Origin of the sequence: Novosphingobium sp. ST904 (assembly GCF_001298105.1) — a bacterium.
GTDB lineage: Bacteria > Pseudomonadota > Alphaproteobacteria > Sphingomonadales > Sphingomonadaceae > Novosphingobium.
Window position 1 is genome coordinate 187,799 of record NZ_LGJH01000166.1, and the last position, 21,705, is coordinate 209,503.

Genomic DNA, 21,705 nt, shown 5'->3' on the forward strand with positions numbered 1-21,705 from the left:
GTCTCGACAGGTGAGGGGGGAGAGCTATCATGCCGCCATGCTCTCCCTCTCCCTGACCCAGCAGGCCGAAGGCCTTGCCGATCGCATCGTTGCGCTGCGCCGCGCCGTTCATGCCGAACCCGAGATCGGCCTTCACAATCCAAAGACCCGGGACAAGATCAGGGCGGCCTTGTCCCACCTGCCGCTGGAATGGCGCGAAGGGCCATCGACGACCGGCTTGGTCGCAACGCTCAGGGGCGGTGCGGGAGAAGGCGGCTGCGTGTTGCTGCGCGGCGATACCGATGCGCTGCCGATGCCGGAGGAAACCGGCCTGGACTTCGCGTCCACCATTCCCGGGGTGATGCATGCCTGCGGGCATGACACCCACGTCGCCATGCTGGCCGGAGCGGCCGAACTCCTCGCCGCCCGCGCGGAACGGCTGAAAGGCGAGGTCCGCTTCATGTTCCAGCCCGGAGAGGAGGGCTATCATGGTGCCCGCTTCATGCTGGAGGACGGGCTACTGGGCGGCGATGGTTTCGACCGCCCCCTGCCCGATGCCGCCTTTGCGCTGCACATCATGCCCAATGCTCCTCACGGCGTGATCGGCGGCCGCGCGGGGCCGCTCATGGCTGCGGCGGACGAACTGCGCATTGCGGTGACGGGGCGCGGCGGCCACGCCTCGATGCCGCACGATACGCTCGATCCGGTTCCGGTCGCCTGCGAGGTGGTCATGGCGATCCAGACCATGGTCGCGCGCCGTTTCAGCGTGTTCGACCCTGTCGTCGTCACCATCGCCAAGGTGGAGGCGGGCAGCGCCCATAACGTCATACCCGACACGGCGCGGCTCACCGGCACGATGCGCACGCTTTCCGCCGCCAACCGCGCCCGCCTGAAGGAGGAACTGCCGCTGCTCGTCGCCGGGATCGCGGGCGCGCATGGTTTCAAGGGTGAGGTGGCGATCCACGAGGGCTTTCCGGTCACGGTCTGCGATGCCCGCGCGGTGGACTTTGGCGAGCGCGTGGCCCGCGACCTTCACGGCGAGGCGGCATTCCAGCGCCTCAAGGACCCGATCATGGGCGCGGAGGACTTCGCCTACGTTCTCGAAAAGGTGCCGGGGGCGATGTTCTTCCTCGGCGTGGCGCAGGAAGGCGCGGATTGGAAGCACTGCTGCGGCATCCATTCCACGAAGATGATGGTCGACGAAAAGGCCTTGCCGCGCGGTGCCGCGTTCCTCGCCGGGCTGGCCGAGGACTGGCTTTCGCGCGGCTTCGGGTAGGCGCGCGCGCGGCTTGGGGTAGGCGCGATTGCCGCTGCGGTCATTGCCTTGAAGTGTCCTCCTTGCTGCCATGGCCGGCAAGGAGAAGGGCTTCATGACCGACCTTGCGTTTGCCGATTTCTTTGCCGCCGAGCGTGACGAAAATCCCTACTGGAATGAAAGCGCCTGGTTCTCGGTCACGCTTCCCGAGCGGCGGATTCACGGGCTGATCCAGCACTATTTCCGGCCCAACATGGGCATGCTGAACGGCGGGCCGGTGTTGTGGGACCCCAGCGGGCGGTATCAGTGGAACTGCCTCCATTACGACTGGGCCCATCTCCAGGCGATGCCCGCCACTGCCGCCAAGTTCGACATGGAGGCGCGCAATTCGCTGTCGTGCCGGATGATCGAGCCGCTTTCGCGGTACAAACTGGACTATGACCGGGATGGCCTGTTCTTCGATCTGACATGGACCGCGATCGGCCCGGTCCATCAACTCAGGACCGGCGAGGCAGGACAGGCGGCAACAGCGAAGTTCCATCTGGAACAGCCTGGCCGCATGACCGGCACCCTGCGCTGCAAGGGAGAGGAATTCGCGGTAGACTGCCTGTCCCTGAGGGATTGTTCCTACGGCGCGCGCGATTATGAATCGCTGGCCTGCGGGGGCTATTTCTGGGGCATCGCGCAGGATCGCGCCTACCATGCCATCGTCATGGGTGAGGGCCGCGAGGCGCGTTGCATCGGCGGTTTCATCTGGAAGGACGGGGTCTTGTCCAGCCTCGTGTCCGGTCGCCGTGAAGCGCTGGAATGGGGAGAGGACGGCCCGTCCCGCATTCGTTTCGAGGCGAGCGACGCGCTCGGGCGGGAATTGCTGGCCGTGGCGCAAATCGATCCCGGCCTGATATTTACCGGCTATACGGACCATACGGTGGTCTGGTCGCTCATGCGGTCGGATTGGGACGATGTGGAGCTTTGGGGCGACAATCAGGAGTTCTGCCCCGCCGACCGGTTCCGGCGCATCGCCCGCGGCGAAATCGCACCGGGGGCGCCGGCATGAGCCTGGGACAGATCGTCGTGGTCAACGGCACTTCGGGTTCCGGCAAGTCCACGGCCTGCGAGCTTTTCCAGAAGCGGCAGCAGGACTACTGGTTGCTTTACGGCATCGATCATTTCCTCGCGCAGACGCTTCCCGCGCGGTTCGGGCACCACGGGCCGCTCGCCGCCGAGGGGATCGAGGCGATCCCGCTGGATCCCGCGCGGCCGGAGGGGCCGCTGCGCTGGCGCTTTGCGCCGCGTGCCATGGCCGCCTTCGGCGCTTTTCACGAGTGGATGGCGGCGAGTTCCCGGCAAGGACTGAACGTCATTTTCGACCATTTGCTCATGACCGATCCACCGGTGCTTCAGGATCTCCTGCGGCGGACCGAGGGGCTTCCGGTCCTGCTCGTCACGCTCAAGCCACCGTTCGAAGTGCTGGAACGGCGGGTGGCGGAGCGGGCCATGACCAAGCGGATGCCTACGGACCTGCTGGGCGAGGATGCGGTTGCAAGGATCGTGGACCGTCTCTCCCGCCTGCGGCCATGGTTCTTCGAGGAAGTCTACCGCAACAGCGAATCCGATCTGGTGATCGATACTTCGGTCCATTCGCCGGATCAGGTTTGCGCCCTTGTCGAGGCGCGGCTTGCCGAAGGGCCGGGCACCGCATTCGACCGGTTGCGCAAGGGGCTGGCCGGGGCGGGATAGTTTCCACCTTTTCCCTTTCCTCCCCGCGTCGTCGCCGTCATGAAGCCCGGCATGACGAACATGTGGCAATTCTGGGTCGATCGCGGCGGCACCTTTACCGACATCGTGGCGCGCGCGCCCGATGGGCGGTTCGAGCGGCTGAAACTGCTTTCCGAAGACCCCGGCCGTTACGACGATGCCGCCGTAGAGGCGATGCGGCGGCTGACCGGAACCGCCGAAGGTGAATTGCCCGAAGCCGAACTGCGCCTTGGCACTACCGTTGCCACTAATGCCCTGCTGGAAGGCAAGGGCGAGCCGGTGCTGCTGGCGATCACGCGGGGCTTCGGCGATGCATTGAAGATCGGGACCCAGGAAAGGCCCGACATCTTCGCTCGCCATATCGTCCTGCCGCAGCCGCTGAATGCCGCGGTGCTGGAGATTGACGAGCGTGTCGGCGCCGACGGCACCGTCCACCGCCCGCTCGACCTCGATGCCGCGCGCAAGGGGCTGCAACGCCATTTCGACAAGGGTTTTCGCGCCGTCGCGGTAGTGCTGATGCACGGCTATCGTCACAGTGCGCATGAAGCGGCGCTGGCCGGGCTGGCGCGCGAGATCGGTTTCAGTCAGGTTTCGGTCAGCCACGAGGTAGCCCCGCTCATCAAGCTGATCGCGCGCGGTGATACGACGGTGGTGGACGCCAATCTCTCGCCGGTGCTGGCACGTTATGTGGCCGGGCTGGAAGCAGGTCTCGGCCCGAAGGTCACGGCGCTTTACATGCAGTCGAGCGGCGGGCTCACCACCGGAGACGCCTTTGCGGGCAAGGACGCGATCCTCTCGGGCCCGGCGGGCGGCATCGTCGGCATGGCTGCCATCGCCAGGGAGGCGGGTTTCGATCATGTCCTGGGCTTCGACATGGGCGGAACCTCCACCGACGTTTCGCACTATGCCGGTGCCTATGAGCGCGACAGCGAGACGCGCGTCGCGGGCGTGCGTGTGCGCGTGCCGATGATGCGGATTGAAACGGTGGCGGCCGGCGGAGGCTCGATCTGCCGCTTCGACGGTGCACGCTTCCTGGTCGGGCCGGAGAGTGCGGGCGCTGTGCCCGGCCCCGCCTGCTACCGGCGCGGCGGCCCGCTGGCGGTAACCGACTGCAACCTGCTGCTCGGCAAGCTGAGGCCCGGGCATTTCCCGCATGTCTTCGGCCCCGAAGGCAACGAGCCGCTCGATCTGGCTGCGGCGCAAGCGCGCATGGACGAAGTGCTGACATCCGTTCGCATCGCGACCGGCCGTGAAATGACGCGCGAACAGGCGGCGGAAGGCTTCCTGGAGATCGCCGTTGCCAACATGGCCAATGCGATCAAGACCGTCTCGCTGCGGCGCGGCCACGACATGACGCGTGCGGCGCTGGTGACGTTCGGCGGCGCGGGCGGTCAGCACGCCTGCAAGGTGGCCGATGCGCTGGGCGTGACCAGCGTGTTGTGTCACCCGCTCGCCTCGGTGCTGTCGGCTTACGGCATGGGCCTTGCCGACCGGCGGATGCTGCGCCAGCGGACCTTGGCGCTCCCGCTGGACGGCAATGCCATGACGTCGCTCGATGCAACCGTTGCCGCCTTGGGGGACGAAGCTCGCGCGGCGCTGGCCGCGCAGGGCATCGCCGCGGACGACATCGCGATCGAGGCTGCGCTGGCGGTGCGACCAAAGGGCAGCGACAATGCCATCGAAGTGCCGGTTGGACCGCTTGACGCCATGCGGGAGGCATTCCGGGACGGCTGGCTCCAGCGCTTCGGCTTCGGTGCGGGCGAGCAGCTTATCGGCGAGACGCTGCGGGTGGAGGCTGTCCATGCCGGCCATTCCGGCGGCGGTGCGACGCTTGTTCTTCCCGTGAAGTCCTCGCCCGCGGCCGAGCAGGTCGATCTCTGGACGCAGGGCGCGCATCACCGCGTGCCGCTCTATCTGCGCGAGGGGCTGGCAGAAGGCTTTACGGCCGATGGCCCGCTGCTGGTGGTGGATGACGTTTCCACCACTGTCGTCGAACCCGGCTGGCGTGTGCGGGTCGATCATGTCGGCAACCTGATCCTCAACCGGGATGCCACGCAGCAGGTTCAGGCAGACAGCTCCACCGAATGCGATCCGGTGCGGCTGGAGATCATGGGCGCGCTGTTCATGGCCATTGCCGAGGAAATGGGAGCCGCGCTCCAGCAATCGGCCAGTTCGGTGAATATCCGGGAGCGGCTGGACTTCTCCTGCGCGCTGTTCGACCGGCAGGGAAACCTTGTCGCCAATGCGCCGCACATGCCGGTCCACCTCGGCTCGATGGGGGAGAGCGTGCGCACGATCCTCCAGCGGCGCGGTAACGGGCAGGACGGGCGGGGCATGCTGCCCGGCGATGCCTACGTCCTCAATGCGCCCTATGACGGCGGCACGCATTTGCCCGATATCACCGTGGTCATGCCGGTGTTCATCGAGGGCGAGACGGTCCCCGCCTGGTTCGTTGCCGCGCGCGGGCACCATGCCGATATTGGCGGGATCAGCCCCGGTTCGATGCCGCCGGGCTCGCGCTCGCTGGATGAGGAAGGCGTGCTGATCGATAATGTGCTGCTGGTCGATCGCGGCGCGCTTCAGGAAGCGCCGCTGCGCGATCTGCTCGGCTCCGGCCCACATCCCTCGCGCGCCATCGAGCAGAACATTGGCGATTTGCGCGCCCAGCTTGCCGCCTGCCAGCGCGGTGCTTCGGAGCTGCGCCGGGTGGCGGACGAACAGGGCCGCGAGGTGGTGGACGCCTATATGGCCCATGCGCAGGCCCATGCCGAGCAGGCCGTTCGCACGCTGATCGACCGGCTTCAGGACGGTGAGTTCCGCGTGCCGATGGACAATGGCGCCGAGATAGCGGTTTCGATCTCGATCGACCGTGAAGCGCGCGGCGCGGTCATCGATTTCGCCGGTTCCAGTGCCCAGCTTCCCGATAACTTCAATGCCCCTCTCCCGGTCGTGCGTGCCGCCGTACTCTATGTCGTTCGCACACTGATCGACGATGCCGTGCCGATGAACGAGGGGTGCCTGCGGCCGATCACCTTGCGCGTGCCGGAAGGCTCGATGCTATACCCCAAGGCGCCCGCCGCCGTCGTCGCGGGCAATGTGGAGACCAGCCAGGCGATCACCGACGCCCTGTTCGGCGCGCTTGGCGCGATGGCTGCATCACAGGGGACGATGAACAATTTCACCTTCGGCGATGCGACGAGGCAGTATTACGAAACGATCGCCGGGGGCTCGGGGGCCGGGCCTGATTTCGACGGTACGCCGGTGGTCCAGACTCACATGACCAACAGCCGCCTGACCGATCCCGAGGTGCTGGAAACCAGTTATCCGGTGCTGCTGGAGGAATTCTCGATCCGTCGCGGTTCGGGCGGGAAGGGCGCGCACAAGGGCGGCGACGGCGCTACCCGGCGGGTGCGCTTCCTCGAACCGATGCAGGCCGGCATCCTTTCGCAGCGGCGCGGCACCGCGCCATTCGGATTGTTCGGAGGAATGGACGGAGAGCCGGGCCGTAACCGGATCGAGCGAGCGGACGGTTCGGTGGCGGAACTGGGAGCCACTGCCACGGCCCGGCTGGGGGCGGGGGACGTTTTCGTGATCGAAACGCCCGGCGGTGGCGGTTTCGGGGAGCAGTAAGCGCGTTTGCCTGACCCTCTCTCCGCCGGGCCGGCGCATCAGGCTTTTATGTCTTCCCACTCGGGATGGCGCCGAAATGCCGCCACGACGTAGCTGCACAAGGGCGCGATCTTGAACTGATTCTCCCGCGCGTCCGCCACCATCGCCTCGACGAGCCGCGCCGCCACGCCGCGATTGCCGATCTCGGAGGGGACCAGGGTGTGGTCGGCATAATGAATGCCGTCCCGGGTCTGCCATGTCAGGTGCCCGGTGATGTCGCTATCGGCGAGGTGGGCCTTGTATTCGCCGCCGGTCGGGGTCTCGTGCTTGGTGATCGTCACGCCTACCACGGGCATATCTCCTGAAGAGGGGTGCTTGACGGCGCTTGCGTCCGCTTACAGGGCATATGGCCATGAAGTTCCTTTCCGACAACGCCGCGCGGGTCCACCCGAAGATATGGGATGCCATGAAGGCTGCCGATGCGCCGGATTCTCCTTATGACGGCGATGGCTTGAGCCGCGCGCTGGATGAGCGTTTTTCCGCGCTGTTCGGACGCGAATGCGCCGCCCTCTGGGTGGCTACGGGGACGGCGGCGAATTGCCTCGCGCTTTCGGCGATGGTGGAGCCGCATGGCGCGGTGATCTGCCACCGAGAAGCGCATATCGAGATGGACGAGGGCGGCGCTCCGGGCTTTTTCCTGCACGGTGCAAAGCTGCTGCTGGCGGATGGGGAAGGCGCGAAGATCACGCCGGAAGCTGCCGCGAAAGTCATGGATCCGATTCGTGACGGCGTGCATCAGGTGCAGCCTCATGCGATCTCGATCACGCAGGCGAGCGAATATGGCCGGGTCTACCGGCCTGATGAACTGGCGGCGCTTTCGGATTTCGCGAAAGTCCGGGGGCTCGGGTTGCATATGGACGGCGCGCGTTTCGGCAATGCCGCCGCGTTTCTGGGCGGGAGCGCGGCGCAGGCGGCCGGCAATGTCGATGCGTTGAGCTTCGGCATGGTCAAGAACGGCGGGATGAGCGCCGAGGCCATCGTGTTCTTCGACCCGGCTCTGGCGGAAAAGGTGCGCTTCCGCCGCAAGCGTGCGGGGCATCTGCAATCGAAGGGGCGCTATCTGGCGGCGCAGATTCTCGCGATGCTGGAGGATGATCTCTGGCTGGACAATGCGCGCGCCGCGAACCGGGCGGCAGCCGAGATCGCCGCAGCGGCGAAGGACCGCCTGCTGCACGCGGTAGAGGCGAACGAGGTATTCCTGGTTTCCACCCCCGACGAACGGAAAGCCCTACGCGGACAAGGGTTCGAGTTCTACGATTGGGGCGACGATGCCGCCCGGCTGGTGACGGCGTGGGATTCGCAGGAGGAACACGTTTCCGCCCTTGCCCGCGCGATTGCCGCGCTGTGAGCGAGGGCACCGAGGCGGCACCGGAATTCATGAAGCCCGCGATCGCGCTGCCGTTCCTGCTGGTGGCACTCATATGGGGATCGACGTGGTTCGTGATCACCGGCCAGATCGGCGAAGTGCCGGCAAGCTGGTCCGTCGCCTGGCGTTTCGTCCTGGCGACACCGGCGATGTTCCTCGTCGCCGTGGTGACGAGGAAGGGCCTGAAGCTGGGCAAGGCCGGACAGATCCTCGCATTCGCGGTGGGCGCGGCGCAATTCTGCGGCAATTACAATTTTGTTTACCGGGCCGAGATGCATCTTACGTCCGGGATCGTCGCGGTGATGATCGGACTGCTTCTGGTGCCCAATGCGATTCTCGCAAGGGTGCTGCTGAAGCAGCCCGTCACATGGCGTTTCGCCATCGGCAGCCTGATCGCCATCGGCGGACTGGCGCTGTTGCTCCTTCATGAGGCGCACGAGGCGCCGCTGGGCGGCAAGGTCCTGCTGGGTACCGTCTTTGCATCGATCGCGATGATGTGCGCCTCGGTCTCGAACGTGATCCAGGCCAACGAGACCGGCAAGGCATTGCCCATGGCAAGCCTGCTGGCATGGGCAATGCTCTATGGCACGATCTGCGATCTCGTGGTGGCATACGTTCTTGCCGGACCGCCGGTGATCCCAACGGAGCCCGCCTACTGGCTGGGCACCGCTTATCTGGCGATACTGGGCTCGGTGGTGACCTTCCCCCTCTATTACACCCTGATCCGCCAGCTTGGGGCGGGCAAGGCGGCCTATAATGGTGTCGCGGTCATCATCATCGCCATGTTCATCTCGACTTTGTTCGAGGGCTATCGCTGGTCGCCGCTGGCGATCTCGGGGGCGGTTCTGGCGACGGTGGGGCTGGTGGTGGCGCTGAGGGCGCGCAGCCCCTCGCGATAAGTCGGGAAGCGCGGGGTCCAGCCGAGCACGCGCTTTGCCTTGCCGTTCGCCACGCGGCGGTTTTCCGCATAGAAGCCCCGCGCCATGGCGGAGAGCTGCGCCTCCTCCACCGACTGCAGCGGCGGCAGCGGAAGGCCCAGCAGGCGGCAGGCTTCCTCGACCAGCGTATTCTGGCTGCAAGGCAGGTCATCCGCGAGATTGTAGGCACCCGGCGACCGCTCCAGCCCGGCGATAACGCCGGAGGCGATGTCCTCGACGTGGACGCGGCTGAACACTTGCCCCGGCAGGTCGATGCGATGCGCGCGTCCGTTGCGCACACGTTCCAGCACCGAGCGGCCAGGGCCGTATATTCCCGGCAGGCGATAGACACGCGCGCCGAGGGACAGCCATTCGCCGTCCGCCTCGGCCCGCGCCGTACGCCGACCTGTGCCCACGGGCGCGCTTTCGTCCACCCACGCGCCCCCCGCATCGCCGTAGACCCCGGTGGACGAGAGATAGGACAGCGCCTTCCCCTTCATTGCATCGCCGTAACGCTCCAGCACCGGATCGAGCGGTTCACCGCGTCCCTCGCTGCCGGGCGGAACGGAGGAAAGCACATGATCGGCGTCGGCCAGCGCGAGGCGGACATTGCCTGCATCCTCGAACGAAAGCGTTCCTTCGCGGCCGGTGGAGATCACTTCCCAACCCTGTGCGGAGAGGCGACTTGCGATCACCCGCGCGGTATAGCCCAGCCCGAAAATGAACAGGCGCTTCGGCATCCGGGGCGTCATGAGGCATTCCTCTCGTTTCGGCGGTGAATTCGTGCGCCATGGCTGGCATTCGAAGCGCAAGGCTCTAATTTAGCGGCATGGACATTGCCAGCACCCCCTCCTCGCCCGATGCCAACGTGCAGATCGCCGATGCCGCTCCCGCGCCTCAGGCGCCGCCGGTCATTCATCGCGAGGACTATCTGCCGCCGGCGTGGCTGGTGCCGCAGATCGCCCTCGATTTCCAGCTCGGTATCGATGGAACGCGGGTTCTGGCCAGGCTCTCGGTCCGCCGCAACCCGGAAGGGAACGGCACGTCGACCCTGCGCCTGAACGGCGACCAGATCGCCCCGCTCTCTGTCCACGTCGATGGCGAAGCCGTGAACGACTGGCGCCTCGATGGCCCCGACCTCCTCGTCGAACTGCCCGGGGAGGCACACGAAGTCGCGGTCGAGACTGCGGTGAACCCGGCGGCGAACAGCCAGCTCATGGGGCTCTACGCCTCCAACGGAATGCTTTGCACCCAGTGCGAGGCCGAGGGTTTCCGTCGCATCACGTTCTTCCCCGATCGTCCGGACGTGCTCTCCACCTATTCGGTCCGCATGGCGGGCGACAAGGCGCAGTTCCCGATCCTGCTCGCCAATGGCAACTGCATCGCCACGGGTGAGGGAGAGGACGGTACGCACTGGGCGGAATGGCACGATCCCTGGCCCAAGCCGAGCTACCTTTTCGCGCTGGTCGCGGGTGATCTCGTGGCCAATCATGCCGATTTCACGACCCGCTCCGGCCGCAAGGTCGAACTCAACATCTGGGTCCGTCCCGGCGACGAACAGCGCACCGATCACGCGATGGATTCGCTGATCCGCTCGATGAAGTGGGATGAGGAGGTCTTCGGGCGGGAATACGATCTGGACCTGTTCAACGTCGTTGCCGTTTCCGACTTCAACATGGGCGCGATGGAGAACAAGGGCCTCAACGTCTTCAACACGCGCTATGTCCTGGCGGAGCCGGAAACCGCGACCGATGCCGACTATGACGGCATCGAGAGCGTGATCGGGCACGAGTATTTCCACAACTGGTCGGGCAACCGCGTGACCTGCCGGGACTGGTTCCAGCTTTCGCTCAAGGAAGGCTTCACCGTCCTTCGCGATCAGTTGTTCAGCGCCGACATGGGCAGCGAGGCGGTCAAGCGGATCGAGGACGTGCGGGTTCTGCGCGCTGCCCAGTTCCCCGAGGATTCGGGGCCGCTGGCACACCCTATCCGGCCTGATTCCTATCAGGAAATCAGCAACTTCTACACCGCTACCGTCTACAACAAGGGCGCCGAGGTGATCCGCATGATGCGAACCATGGCGGGCACCGACAAGTTCCGTGAGGGCACCGATCTCTACTTTGGCCGCCATGACGGCGAGGCGGCAACCTGCGAGGACTTCGTCAAGGCAATCGAGGACGGCACCGGGCTGGACCTTGCTCAGTTCCGTCTGTGGTATTCCCAGGCCGGCACGCCGCAGGTCGCCGCCGAACTGTCGCACGAGGCGGAAACGGCAACCCTCACGCTGACTCAGACCGTTCCGGCAACGCCGGGCCAGCCCGAGAAGCAGGCCGTGCCGATTCCGCTGCGTATCGCCCTTTATGACCGTGACAGCGGCACGCACTCGGGCGAGCAATTGATCGTGCTCGACAAGGACAGCGCCAGCTTTTCGTTCGAGGGTTTCACCCGCCCGCCGGTGGTTTCCATCAATCGCGGCTTCTCGGCCCCCGTTGCCATCGAGATCGAGCGGAGTAACGAGGATCTCGTGTTCCTGGCGGCTCACGATGACGATCCCTTCGCCCGTTACGAGGCGATGCAGAGCCTCGTGGTCCAGCACCTCGTCGCGGCTGTCGGCGGCGGTCTTTCGGACGCGGAGCGCGCCGAGGGGCGCGAGGCGATCGGGCAGGCCTTTGCCTCGATTCTGGTCGACGAGGCGCTCGATGACCTGATGCGCGGCGAGCTGATGGTACTTCCCGGCGTCGCCTATCTCGCCGAACAGGTGCTGGTGGCAGATCCGGCTGCGATTCACGAGGAACGTGAGGCGCTCAAGTCCTGGCTCGGCGCCGAACTCGCCGACGAATTGCGGATGCTGCATGACCGCGTTTCCGCCGTACCCTACTCTCGCGAGGCGCAGGCGCGCGGGGCGAGAAAGACCAAGGGACAGGCGTTGGTCCTGATTGCTTCGGGCGATGCGGCCGAAGGGGCCCGCCGTGCCATCGCGCAGTACCGGGCGGCCGACAACATGACTGACCGCCAGTCGGCGCTGACCGTGCTTTGCAATATCGACGGCCCCGAGCGCGAGGAAGCGCTGGCGGATTTCCTGCGCCGGTACGAAGGCAATGCGCTCGTGATCGACAAGTGGTTCGCGCTTCAGGCGGGCTCGTTCCACCCACAGGTGCTCGAGCATGTCGAGGCCCTGTCGCGGCATCCCGACTTCACGATGAACAACCCCAACCGGGTCCGGGCGCTCTTCATGACGGCGGCGGTCAACCCCAAGGCGTTCCACGATGCGAGCGGCGCCGGATACAGGATGATCGGCGAAGTGATCCGCAAGCTGGACCCGATCAATCCGCAGACGACAGCGCGCTTCGTGCCGCAACTCGGCCGCTGGCGGCGGATCGAGCCTGTCCGCGCCGCGATGATGCGCGCCGAACTGGAAAAGATCGCCGCGGAGCCGAACCTTTCGCGCGACGTGCGCGAGCAGGTGAGCAAGAGCCTTGGCTGACGCGGGGGAGGCGGTCGAAGTCAACCGGGCGGGCCTGCTCGAAGGATTGCCGCACGGCTTCCTCGGCCGCCGGGGCGGTGTGAGCACCGGCGAGGTCGAAGGCCTGAACGTCGGCCTGGGTTCGGGCGACGAGCCCGAAGCCGTCGCCGAGAACCGCCGCCGCGCCGCTGCCGCAGTTCTGCCGGGGGCATCGTTGCTATCGGTGTATCAGGTTCATTCGCCCGACTGCGTAATTCTGGGGGCTGACGGGTGGAGCGACGAGCAACGCCCTCATGCCGATGCACTTGTCACCCGTCAGGCGGGCGTGCTGATCGGCGTCGTTACGGCGGATTGCGCGCCGGTCCTGCTTGCAGATCGGGAGGCGGGCGTCATCGGCGCGGCGCATGCAGGATGGAAAGGCGCGATCGGCGGGGTTACGGACAGCACCATCGCTCAGATGATATCGCTCGGGGCTCAGCGTTCGCGCATCGTCGCGGCGGTCGGCCCGTGCATTTCCCAGGCATCCTATGAAGTGGACGATGCCTTCCGGAACGGCTTCCTCGGCAAGGGGGTGGACAACTCCCGTTTCTTCTCCGCGGGGCGGGATGGGCACTGGCAGTTCGATCTCGAACTCTATGTCGCCTCCCGCCTGGAATCGGCGGGAATCGGCGGTGTGGAGCGTCTTGGCCTTGATACTTATTCGGCGCCCCGGCGTTTCTATTCCTATCGCCGCGCCACGCACCGCGGCGAGGCGGCCTACGGGCGCCAGATTTCGGTGATAGGGCTGGGCTGAACCGACCCATCCGGGATGACCGCCGAACGGTTATGCCTTGAATTTGTTGGCGGTCGCTGGCCCCCTTGCGTCCAAAAAGGCGGTTGGCAGGGCTGGCTTCCGTGTATATCAGGTCCGCAAAGTCGGTATTCGTTTCGGGTCGCTCCCGGATCATTAAACCGTCACGGGGGATACCAGGCTAAAATAGAATTGGTCAGGATCTGGGCTTGCTTTCCGGATTTCCGGGGGTGGGTTGTCGAAAAACAAGGCAAGGGCAAACATGGCAGAAGCAGATGGCGTGCGGCGGCGCGATTTCATCAATATCGCCGCGGTAAGCGCGGCGGGTGTCGCCGGCGTGGGTATCGTCGTCCCGCTGGTCAGCCAGATGTCCGCATCGGCGGATGTTCTCGCGGCTTCTTCCACCGAGATCGACATTTCCTCGATCCAGCCCGGACAGGCCATCAAGGCGATCTTCCGCAAGCAGCCGGTCTTCGTGCGCAACCTGACGCCGCATGAGATTTCGGAAGCCAACAAGGTGGACGTCTCCTCCCTGCGCGATCCGCAGACGCTTGAGGAGCGCACCAAGGAAGGCAAGGAAAACTGGCTGATCACCATGGGCGTCTGCACGCACCTTGGCTGCGTTCCGCTCGGTGCCGGAGAAGGCGAGCCGAAAGGCGAATTCGGCGGATACTTCTGCCCCTGCCACGGCTCTTCCTACGATACTGCCGCCCGTATCCGTAAGGGCCCGGCGCCCAAGAACCTCGAGGTTCCGGACTACGCGTTCACCACTGACACGGTCGTAAAGATCGGTTGAGGCCAAGAGAGAGGATCAAGAACATGAGCTTTCCCTGGGCCAAGGAATATACCCCGACCAATCCCTTCATGAAGTGGATGGACGAAAGGCTGCCCCTGCCGCGCCTCGTCTACAATTCGGTCGGTGGCGGCTATCCGGTTCCGCGCAACCTGAACTATTTCTGGAACTTCGGTTTCCTCGCCGCGCTCTGCCTCGGCCTGCAGATCGTCACCGGCATCGTGATGGCCATGCACTATGCAGCCAACACGCAAGTCGCGTTCGATACGGTCGAGCAGACCGTGCGCGACGTGAACTGGGGCTGGATGATGCGCTATGCGCACGCCAACGGCGCCTCGGCGTTCTTCGTCGTCATCTACATCCACATCTTCCGCGGCTTCTTCTACGGTTCGTACAAGGCCCCGCGCGAAATGGTGTGGCTGCTTGGCGTGGTGATCTTCCTGCTGATGATGGCCACCGCCTTCATGGGCTACGTGTTGCCCTGGGGTCAGATGAGCTTCTGGGGGGCCAAGGTCATTACCGGCCTGTTCGGCGCGATTCCCTTCGTGGGCGAACCGCTCCAGCAGTGGCTGCTCGGCGGTTTCGCACCGGATAACGCCGCGCTCAACCGCTTCTTCTCGCTGCACTATCTGCTGCCCTTCGTCATCGTGGGCGTGGTGATCCTGCACATCTGGGCGCTGCATATCCCGGGTTCGTCGAACCCCACCGGCGTCGAAGTGAAGAGCGAGAGCGACACCGTTCCGTTCTATCCCTACTACGTCGCCAAGGACGGCTGGGCGATCGGCGTCTTCGCGATCCTGTTCTGCACCGCGCTGTTCTTCTTCCCGAACGCGCTCGGTCACCCGGACAACTACATCCCGGCCAACCCGATGAGCACTCCGGCGCACATCGTGCCTGAATGGTACTTCTGGCCGTTCTACGCGATCCTGCGCGCCTTCACGCAGGACTTCTTCTTCATTCCGGCCAAGCTCATGGGCGTGCTGGCAATGTTCGGCGCGATCCTCGTGTGGTTCTTCCTGCCCTGGCTGGACCGTTCGCCGGTCCGCTCGGGTTCGTACCGTCCGCTTTACCGCAAGTTCTTCTTCTTCGGCCTGATCCCGGCGATGGCGGTACTGTTCTACTGCGGCGGTGCACCGGCGGCAGAGCCCTACGTGATGCTGAGCCAGATCGCGCGCTCTATTACTTCGCGCACTTCCTGATCGTGATCCCGATCGTCTCGGCCATCGAGAAGCCGGATCCGCTGCCGTTTTCCATCACCGAGTCCGTTCTCGGCGAGGATGAAGCCGCCAAGCTGACCCCGGCGCAGCCCGCGCCGACGGCAGCCGCCTGACCACAGCTGGAACGAAAGACGAAAGACATGGCACGCATTCTCTCGATCCTCGTCGGGCTGTTCTTCACGGTGGCCCTGGCATGGTCCTTCGGCAAGGGCGCCTATCAACAGATAACCGAACCGCCTGCGGCAACCGCCGAGCACGAGTTCCATCTCACGCCCAAGGAAGTCAGCTTCGCCAGCGACGGCGCCTTCGGCAAGTTCGATCGCCAGCAGCTTCAGCGCGGTTTCCAAGTCTACAAGGAAGTCTGCGCCGCCTGTCACGCGATTCGCCACGTCGCCTTCCGTGACCTTGCCGCGCTTGGCTATAACGACGCCGAAGTGAAGGCGATCGCCAAGGGCTTCCAGGTTCCGGTCTACAACAACGCGACCGGCGAAGTGGAAACCCGCGAAGGCATGGCGACCGACTACTTCCCGCCGGTCATGTATGGTGGCCAGGGTACTCCGCCGGACCTGTCGCTGATCACCAAGGCGCGTCACGAAGGCCCCGCCTACGTCTACTCGCTGCTGACCGGGTATCAGGACCAGCCCGCGGAACTCCTGAAGAAGTTCCCGGATTCCAAGACTCCTGAAGGTCTGCATTACAACCCGTACTTCGCGAACCTCAACCTCGCGATGCCGCCGCCGCTGACCGGTGAGGGCCAGGTGACTTACGGAGACGGCACCAAGGCGACCGTGGACCAGATGTCGAAGGACGTTGCCGCCTTCCTGATCTGGACTGCCGAGCCCAAGCTGGAAAAGCGCAAGCAGACCGGCTGGCCGGTCCTCGGATTCCTGCTTTTTGCCACGATCCTGGGCTATATGTCCTACCGCAACATCTGGGCCGGCAAGAAGCACTGAGCTTTCCGATCCTGACCTGACCGAAGGGCCTCCGCCATTCCCATGGCGGGGGCCCTTTCGTTTACAGGCTCCAGCCCCTAAGGACGGCGACCATGACCATCGACGAGATCAAGGCGCTGGTGCGCACCGTGCCGGACTTTCCCAAGCCCGGCATCCTGTTCCGTGACGTCACGACGCTGGTCGGCAACGGGCCCGGCTTCGCGGCAGCGGTCGAACTGATGGCGGCAAAGGCCGAGGCGGCGGGTGCGCAAGCAATCGCCGGTGTGGAAGCCCGCGGCTTCATTTTCGGTGCGGCCATCGCGGCGCGTCTGGGGCTGGGGTTCATTTCGATCCGCAAGCCGGGCAAGCTGCCGGTTCCGGTGATCGCCATCGACTATGCCCTGGAATACGGTACGGACACGCTGGAAGTCGATCCGGAAGCGATTGGCGAAGGAAGCCTTGTCGTCCTGGTTGACGATCTGCTGGCTACCGGCGGCACCGCGCTGGCCGCTGCTGAATTGCTGCGCCGCGTCGGGGCGAGGGTCGATCATGCGCTGTTCGCAATCGACCTGCCGGATCTGGGCGGCGGAGATCGCCTGCGTGAAGCGGGAATCGTCCCTTACGCCCTGCTCGACTATCCGGGGCACTGAGCCGCCAGTTCATCTATTGGGCACAATATGAAAGAGAGCCGTTGACGGCGGCGCCCCTCTCGTGGCAAGCGGCTGCCACGACGGCTGGATACGGTCCCTGAATGGGCGGGTATAGCTTAGTGGTAAAGCTCCAGCCTTCCAAGCTGGCTATGCGGGTTCGATTCCCGCTACCCGCTCCAAGCCGTCTTTTCCCTCTTACCTGTATTATTTCGCGGGCAGCGCGGTTGCCGAAACCGTCATGCGGCCGAGAAACACCGGATGTTCGGAACCGATCATGGCGGGTCTGTCTGCAGTTGCGTTCGGCGACGGGGCGCTGACGCCTGTGAGGAAGCAGGAAGAAGCGGCAAGTGCGCCGACGGCGTGAAAGAGGCGAATCATCGGTGCGGTCCGTGTCCTGACTGTCGATGACGCCTTCCTGAGCCCCACATGTCGCAGGTTTTTGCCGCATCTGCATCATATTGTCCGAAAGTGTACGGCGCTGTGACGGAGATGAAACCACCTCGCAATCGCATGACCCGGCACGGACTTCACTTACGACAATTCCTTCTTCGATAATCCATCAGAATAGATAATGACCGCTTTTGGCGGGCTGACTTGCAGATCCACGCCTGATTTTGCCCGTGACGCTTTACGGTAGAAAATAAACATGTAATTGTTTTTCGATGACAATGACATCGGGCGGGGAAATCGTGGAAGGCTGGGACGTTGCAATGCAGCCTTTGCGAATCGGCGACGTGGTGCCGCGCTTCGTGGCGCGCAGTACGCAGGGGCCGTTTGATCTCGATAGCTGCCGGGGGGAATGGCTGATCCTGTTTTCCCATCCGGCTGACTTCACCCCGGTCTGCACCAGCGAAGTCGTGGCCCTCGCCCGCGCCGCTCCGGAGTTCGGGGCGCTTGGTTGCAGGCTGGTGGGACTGTCGGTCGACAGCCTTTATTCGCATCTCGCGTGGATTCGCCTGATTCGCGATACTACCGGCGTCACCATCGATTTCCCGATCATCGAGGATCCGACGATGGAGATCGCCCGTGGCTACGGTATGGTTTCGAGCAATGCCCATGACAGCGGCACCGTGCGGATGACCTATTTCATAGACCCGGACGGGGTGATTCAGGCGATGAACAGCTATCCGCTGACAGTGGGCCGCTCGATCCCGGAAATGTTGCGCATTCTGACGGCGCTGCAGCGCGTGCGTGGCGGCTCCGGGCTGGCACCGGCCGATTGGCAGCCGGGCGCGGATCTCTTGCGAATTCCAGGCGAAACGGCGCAGGCGGCGTTCGCGTCCGAAGATCCGGCCGGCTGGTTTCACGCGCCGTTGAGCGACGGGGGCTGACATGGCCGATTCCTCCGTTTCCGAAGAACTGGACGCCCTGGCCGAAGTCCTGCGCGCCCTCGCCCACCCGGTGCGCCTCCAGATTCTCCACGCAATTTGCGAAAGGGAGCTTTCGGTGGGAGAGATCGAGGATGCTACCGGCATCGGCCAGCCCGGCCTGTCGCAGCAGCTCTCGATCCTGCGAAAGGCCGATCTGGTGCTGTCGCAGCGTAGCGGCAAGCAGGTATTCTATCAGGTCGATCCTGAACGCATGAGCGGCATAGGGCATGCGCTCGCGGTTATGGGGGGCAAGGCCGAGGTCCCCCCGCCGCAAGACGCGCCCGTGCTTGCGCCTGACAGCGGCGCGGCACGGTTCGCCCGCGTCTTTCGCTGAACCTTCAGGCGAGCGTCTCTACCGCGACATGCACGTCGCACAGGTCCAGCGGGGCGTTGCGGTGCGACACGAGAACGAGGCCGGTTCCGGTGCGGTCCAGCCAGTTGCGCAGGCTGCCGACGAGTGCCTGTTCGGTCGCCGCGTCCAGTCCTTCGCTGGGTTCGTCCAGCAGAAGCCAGGGGCGGCCAGCCAGGAGGGCACGGGCCAGCGACAGCCGCTTGCGTTCGCCGCCGGACAGAATGCCGCCGCCTTCCGAAACGGGCGTGTCGAGCCCGCACTCGCTGCGGGAGATACGCTTTTTCAACTGGGCGGTTTCGAGGGCTTTCCACATCTCCGCTTCGCCAAGGCCCGGTCGGGCAATGCGCAAGTTGTCGGCCACGCTGCCGATCAGCATCGGGGCGTCTTGAGGCGAAAGGGCAAACGCCGCACGCAGTTGGGGTGACGGGCAGCTTGCAATATCCTGCCCATCAAGCCGCAGCGAAACGGTGGGCATCCCCATGCCGGCAAGGGCGAGCAGAACGCGGGTCTTGCCCGAGCCGGACGGTCCGGTAATCGCGATTCGCGCGCCGGGCTCGAAAGTGCGGCCACCCAGCGTCAGTGACTGCGGCACCGATTCCGCTGTGGGACGCAGCGCGGGGTCGAGCGCGTTCAGTGCCGCTATCCTGCGAAGGCCCGCCGCCAGCGAGGCGCGGCGAAGCAGGCTGCGCGAAAGGCCGCCCATGGCCTCGACCGAGGACGTCGTCGCCAGCATCGCAAGCGCGACCAGCGGCGCCGAGGCTTTGGCCAGCAACAGCACTCCGGCCACGCCGAGCGCTCCGTAAATCGAAAGCAGCGCGCCTTGCAGCGCCTCGGCGCGAAACAGTTTCGCGCGCGCCAGATCGAGCCTGCGGGCGAGCGGCGCTAGCTCGGCGATAGCCTGCCCTGCAAGGCCATAGGCGGCGATCTCTGCCCGCGATGCCGCCAGTTCCACGTAGCGTTCGCGCAAGTCGCCCAGCGCGGCGGCAGCGGCTTCGGCGGGCAGGTGAGTGAGCCGCCGGGATATACGCGCGAACAGGAAGGGGAGGGCGGCCATCATCGCGGTCAGGAAGATCGTCGCCGCGAGCCCGGTGAAGGCGACCAGCGCAAGGCTGGTGGCGGCAGCGACAAGGGCAGCGTGGCGAGCGGGCTGGCGGATCACCAGGTCTTCCAGCGCCTCGACATCGTCGATCAGCCGGGTGCTGGCCTCTCCCGGCGCCGTATCGGGGGCTTTGCGGCTGTCCTGTGCGGCAAGTTTTTCGAACAGCGAGCCGCGCAATTCGGCCATGCCCTCCAGCGCGACCTTGTGGGAAAGGAGGCGCTCGCCGTAGCGGGACAAGGTGCGCACGATGGCCAGCAGGCGAATCGCGGCGCTGGGGATCAGGTAGTTGAACGCCATGGCGGTGGCCACGCCAGCCGACCCTGCGAGCGCTGCGGCAGTCAGGAACCAGCCTGAGACTGCCAGCAATCCGATGGCGGAGATGGCGGCGAGGGCTGCACAGAAGCTGGCTAGGAACAGCCGCCTGCGGGCCAGTCCGGCCGTGGCGAGGAGGCCGTTGCCGGGACGATCGATGCTTGAATGAGAGGTGCTCACAAGGCGATCTCCCGTCGGGCGGTGCTGGTGACGAGAGTGTCATGGGTGGCGACAAGCACGCAGCGGCTCCGTGAAAGTTCGACCAGCAGGGTGACGATCGCGGCGGCCGAAACGGGATCGAGGTCGGCAGTGGGTTCGTCGCAGAGGATCAGCGGGCGGCCGGAGAGAATGGCGCGGGCAAGGCCGATGCGGCGCCGCTCTCCGCCGGATAGGCCTGATCCGGCATGATCGACGGGCATGTCCAGTCCTCCCCGTTGCTCCAGAAGCGTGGAAAGGCCGACGCGGTGAGCCACGGCAAGGATTTCCTCCGCCCCTGTTCCGGGAGAGGCGAAGGCGAGATTGCGGCCGAGTGTGCCGGTCACCAGCAGGGGGCGCTGGGCGGCCCAGGCGATATTGTCGGCGTTCAGCGGGTTGCCGTTCGCCCCCGCGACGCGGCCGGCGGCCGGAGCCAGTTGGCCGGCGATGGCGGCAAGCGTGCTGGTCTTGCCGCTGCCGGTCGGGCCGGTCAGGGCGACCAGATCGTTTTCGGCCATCGCGAAATCGAGCGGCCCCACGGCGATGCCTGGAAAGGCGAGCGCGAGTCCTTCCACGCTGAGGCCCGCGAAGGGGGCGGGGGGCGATGCGGGCGCTTCGATCGGCTCGGCAGCGAGGGCGTCCAGCGCCTTTTCCGCGGCTTCGCCAAGCTGCTTCTCGTGATAGGCGGCGGCGAGGCGGCGCATCGGAAGGTAGAATTCCGGCGCCATGGCCAGCACGAAGAAGGCTGGCACCAGCGTGAGCTTTTCGGGGGCGGGGAAGGGCAGCAGTCCCAGCAGCGAGAATCCGCAGTATACCGCGACGAGCGCTATGGAGAGGGCCGAGAAGAATTCCAGCACGGCGTTCGAAAGGAAGGCGGTGCGCAGGACGGTGACGGTGCGCCGGGCGACGTCACCCGTGGCGGCGCGCACCTGCTTTCCGATGCGGGCCTCGGCGCCGAAGTGGCGGATCAGCGGAAGGTGCGCGACGCGATCGACGAACAGACCGGAGAGAGCGCCCAGTGCGGCAAGCTGGCGTTCGGCGGCGCGGCGCGAGGCGGTGCCGGCAAGGATCATGCCCAGCGTGAACGGCAACAGCGTGGCCAGCATGATCGCGCCGGCCACCCAACTGAACGGCGCAACGACGGCGGCCACCACCATGGGTCCGATTACGGCGTTGAATCGTATGGGCGTGAACCGGATATCGCGATTCTCGATCGCCGTGTTATGGTCCAGCGCAAGCGTGGCGCTTTCGCCGGTGGACAAAGGGCTGGCCAGCCTTCCGCCGAGGAGCTTTCGCCACAGTCCGGCACGCCGTTCCTCGCCCGAAGTCTGGGCGGCGGACACGGCCTGGCGGTCAACCGCGCAAGTGGCCAGCGCGCGCAGAAGTACCCCGCACAGGATAAGTGCGGCGGGAAGCAGCACGGGGCTACCTTCGGCGATACGGCCTACCCCACTCGCAATGCCCCACGAAAAGAGCGCTGCCCCGGCAATATCGAGAAGCCAGAAACTGGCAAATTTGACATAGATCAAATTAAAGAAACCATGTAAGTAAAGTTTGACAGCTTTCACATGCAAGCCTAACGCGACCC

General features: G+C 65.3%; 17 protein-coding genes, 1 tRNA gene and 1 pseudogene. 15 read left to right on the forward strand and 4 right to left on the reverse strand.

Features of this window, described 5'->3' with window-relative positions:
* Positions 1-37 precede the first annotated feature (37 nt).
* From ADT71_RS28905 to ADT71_RS28920, 4 genes are all read left to right on the forward strand, one after another.
* Entirely contained in the window at positions 38-1,255 is a 1,218-nt protein-coding gene (locus ADT71_RS28905) for a M20 family metallopeptidase (RefSeq protein ID WP_054442145.1), read from the forward strand.
* Between the two features lie 94 nt (positions 1,256-1,349).
* Positions 1,350-2,291 (forward strand): hypothetical protein, encoded by a 942-nt coding sequence (locus tag ADT71_RS28910; protein WP_231636296.1) that lies wholly within the window; start codon positions 1,350-1,352, stop codon positions 2,289-2,291.
* Positions 2,288-2,974: an AAA family ATPase gene (locus ADT71_RS28915; protein WP_054442147.1), complete on the forward strand. Its 687-nt coding sequence runs from the start codon at positions 2,288-2,290 to the stop codon at positions 2,972-2,974. The genes ADT71_RS28910 and ADT71_RS28915 overlap by 4 nt, the downstream gene beginning before the upstream one ends.
* 51 nt (positions 2,975-3,025) lie before the next feature.
* Positions 3,026-6,622 carry a hydantoinase B/oxoprolinase family protein gene (locus ADT71_RS28920; protein WP_054442276.1) on the forward strand — a complete coding sequence of 1,199 codons (3,597 nt, stop codon included), beginning with the start codon at positions 3,026-3,028 and terminating at the stop codon, positions 6,620-6,622.
* Positions 6,623-6,660: 38 nt separating this feature from the next.
* On the opposite strand, the gene ADT71_RS28925 is transcribed toward ADT71_RS28920, so the two are convergent.
* A complete protein-coding gene (locus tag ADT71_RS28925; RefSeq protein WP_369818366.1) occupies positions 6,661-6,957 on the reverse strand; it encodes a GNAT family N-acetyltransferase in 297 nt (98 codons plus the stop codon).
* 56 nt (positions 6,958-7,013) lie between these two features.
* On the opposite strand from ADT71_RS28925, the gene ADT71_RS28930 reads away from it, so the two are divergent.
* Entirely contained in the window at positions 7,014-8,009 is a 996-nt protein-coding gene (locus ADT71_RS28930) for a low specificity L-threonine aldolase (RefSeq protein WP_054442278.1), read from the forward strand.
* The gene (locus ADT71_RS28935) at positions 8,006-8,926 is read left to right on the forward strand and encodes a DMT family transporter (protein WP_347812922.1); all 921 of its coding nucleotides are present in this window, start codon (positions 8,006-8,008) and stop codon (positions 8,924-8,926) included. The genes ADT71_RS28930 and ADT71_RS28935 overlap by 4 nt, the downstream gene beginning before the upstream one ends.
* Here ADT71_RS28935 and ADT71_RS28940 read toward each other — a convergent pair.
* Positions 8,836-9,684 (reverse strand): epimerase, encoded by an 849-nt coding sequence (locus tag ADT71_RS28940; RefSeq protein ID WP_054442280.1) that lies wholly within the window; start codon positions 9,682-9,684, stop codon positions 8,836-8,838. The two genes, ADT71_RS28935 and ADT71_RS28940, sit on opposite strands and share 91 nt — an antisense overlap.
* A gap of 89 nt (positions 9,685-9,773) precedes the next feature.
* On the opposite strand from ADT71_RS28940, the gene pepN reads away from it, so the two are divergent.
* The 9 genes and pseudogenes from pepN (at position 9,774) to ADT71_RS28985 (ending at position 18,493) form a co-directional block, all read left to right on the forward strand.
* Positions 9,774-12,428 (forward strand): aminopeptidase N, encoded by a 2,655-nt coding sequence (gene pepN / locus ADT71_RS28945; RefSeq protein WP_054442148.1) that lies wholly within the window; start codon positions 9,774-9,776, stop codon positions 12,426-12,428.
* Positions 12,421-13,200, forward strand: a complete 780-nt coding sequence (gene pgeF, locus ADT71_RS28950) for a peptidoglycan editing factor PgeF (protein ID WP_054442149.1) — start codon at positions 12,421-12,423, stop codon at positions 13,198-13,200. Before pepN ends, pgeF begins: the two co-directional genes overlap by 8 nt.
* Positions 13,201-13,459: 259 nt before the next feature.
* Positions 13,460-13,993 (forward strand): ubiquinol-cytochrome c reductase iron-sulfur subunit, encoded by a 534-nt coding sequence (gene petA / locus ADT71_RS28955; protein ID WP_054442150.1) that lies wholly within the window; start codon positions 13,460-13,462, stop codon positions 13,991-13,993.
* Between the two features lie 23 nt (positions 13,994-14,016).
* Positions 14,017-15,320, forward strand: a pseudogene (locus ADT71_RS28960) (cytochrome bc complex cytochrome b subunit).
* A gap of 27 nt (positions 15,321-15,347) precedes the next feature.
* Positions 15,348-16,160, forward strand: coding sequence for a cytochrome c1 (locus tag ADT71_RS28965; RefSeq protein ID WP_054442151.1), 813 nt, complete (start codon positions 15,348-15,350; stop codon positions 16,158-16,160).
* Positions 16,161-16,252: 92 nt separating this feature from the next.
* Complete coding sequence (locus ADT71_RS28970; RefSeq protein WP_054442152.1) at positions 16,253-16,789, forward strand: adenine phosphoribosyltransferase; 537 nt, start codon at positions 16,253-16,255, stop codon at positions 16,787-16,789.
* Between the two features lie 105 nt (positions 16,790-16,894).
* A tRNA-Gly gene (locus ADT71_RS28975) sits at positions 16,895-16,968 on the forward strand.
* A 510-nt stretch (positions 16,969-17,478) separates the two neighbouring features.
* A complete protein-coding gene (locus ADT71_RS28980; RefSeq protein ID WP_082370636.1) occupies positions 17,479-18,120 on the forward strand; it encodes a peroxiredoxin in 642 nt (213 codons plus the stop codon).
* 1 nt (position 18,121) lies between these two features.
* A complete protein-coding gene (locus ADT71_RS28985) occupies positions 18,122-18,493 on the forward strand; it encodes a helix-turn-helix transcriptional regulator (protein ID WP_054442154.1) in 372 nt (123 codons plus the stop codon).
* Between the two features lie 4 nt (positions 18,494-18,497).
* Here the strand turns inward: ADT71_RS28985 and ADT71_RS28990 are convergent, their stop codons facing one another.
* Complete coding sequence (locus ADT71_RS28990) at positions 18,498-20,102, reverse strand: amino acid ABC transporter ATP-binding/permease protein (protein ID WP_231636297.1); 1,605 nt, start codon at positions 20,100-20,102, stop codon at positions 18,498-18,500.
* Complete coding sequence (locus ADT71_RS28995) at positions 20,099-21,646, reverse strand: ABC transporter ATP-binding protein/permease (protein WP_231636298.1); 1,548 nt, start codon at positions 21,644-21,646, stop codon at positions 20,099-20,101. Before ADT71_RS28995 ends, ADT71_RS28990 begins: the two co-directional genes overlap by 4 nt.
* Between the last annotated feature and the right edge of the window lie 59 nt (positions 21,647-21,705).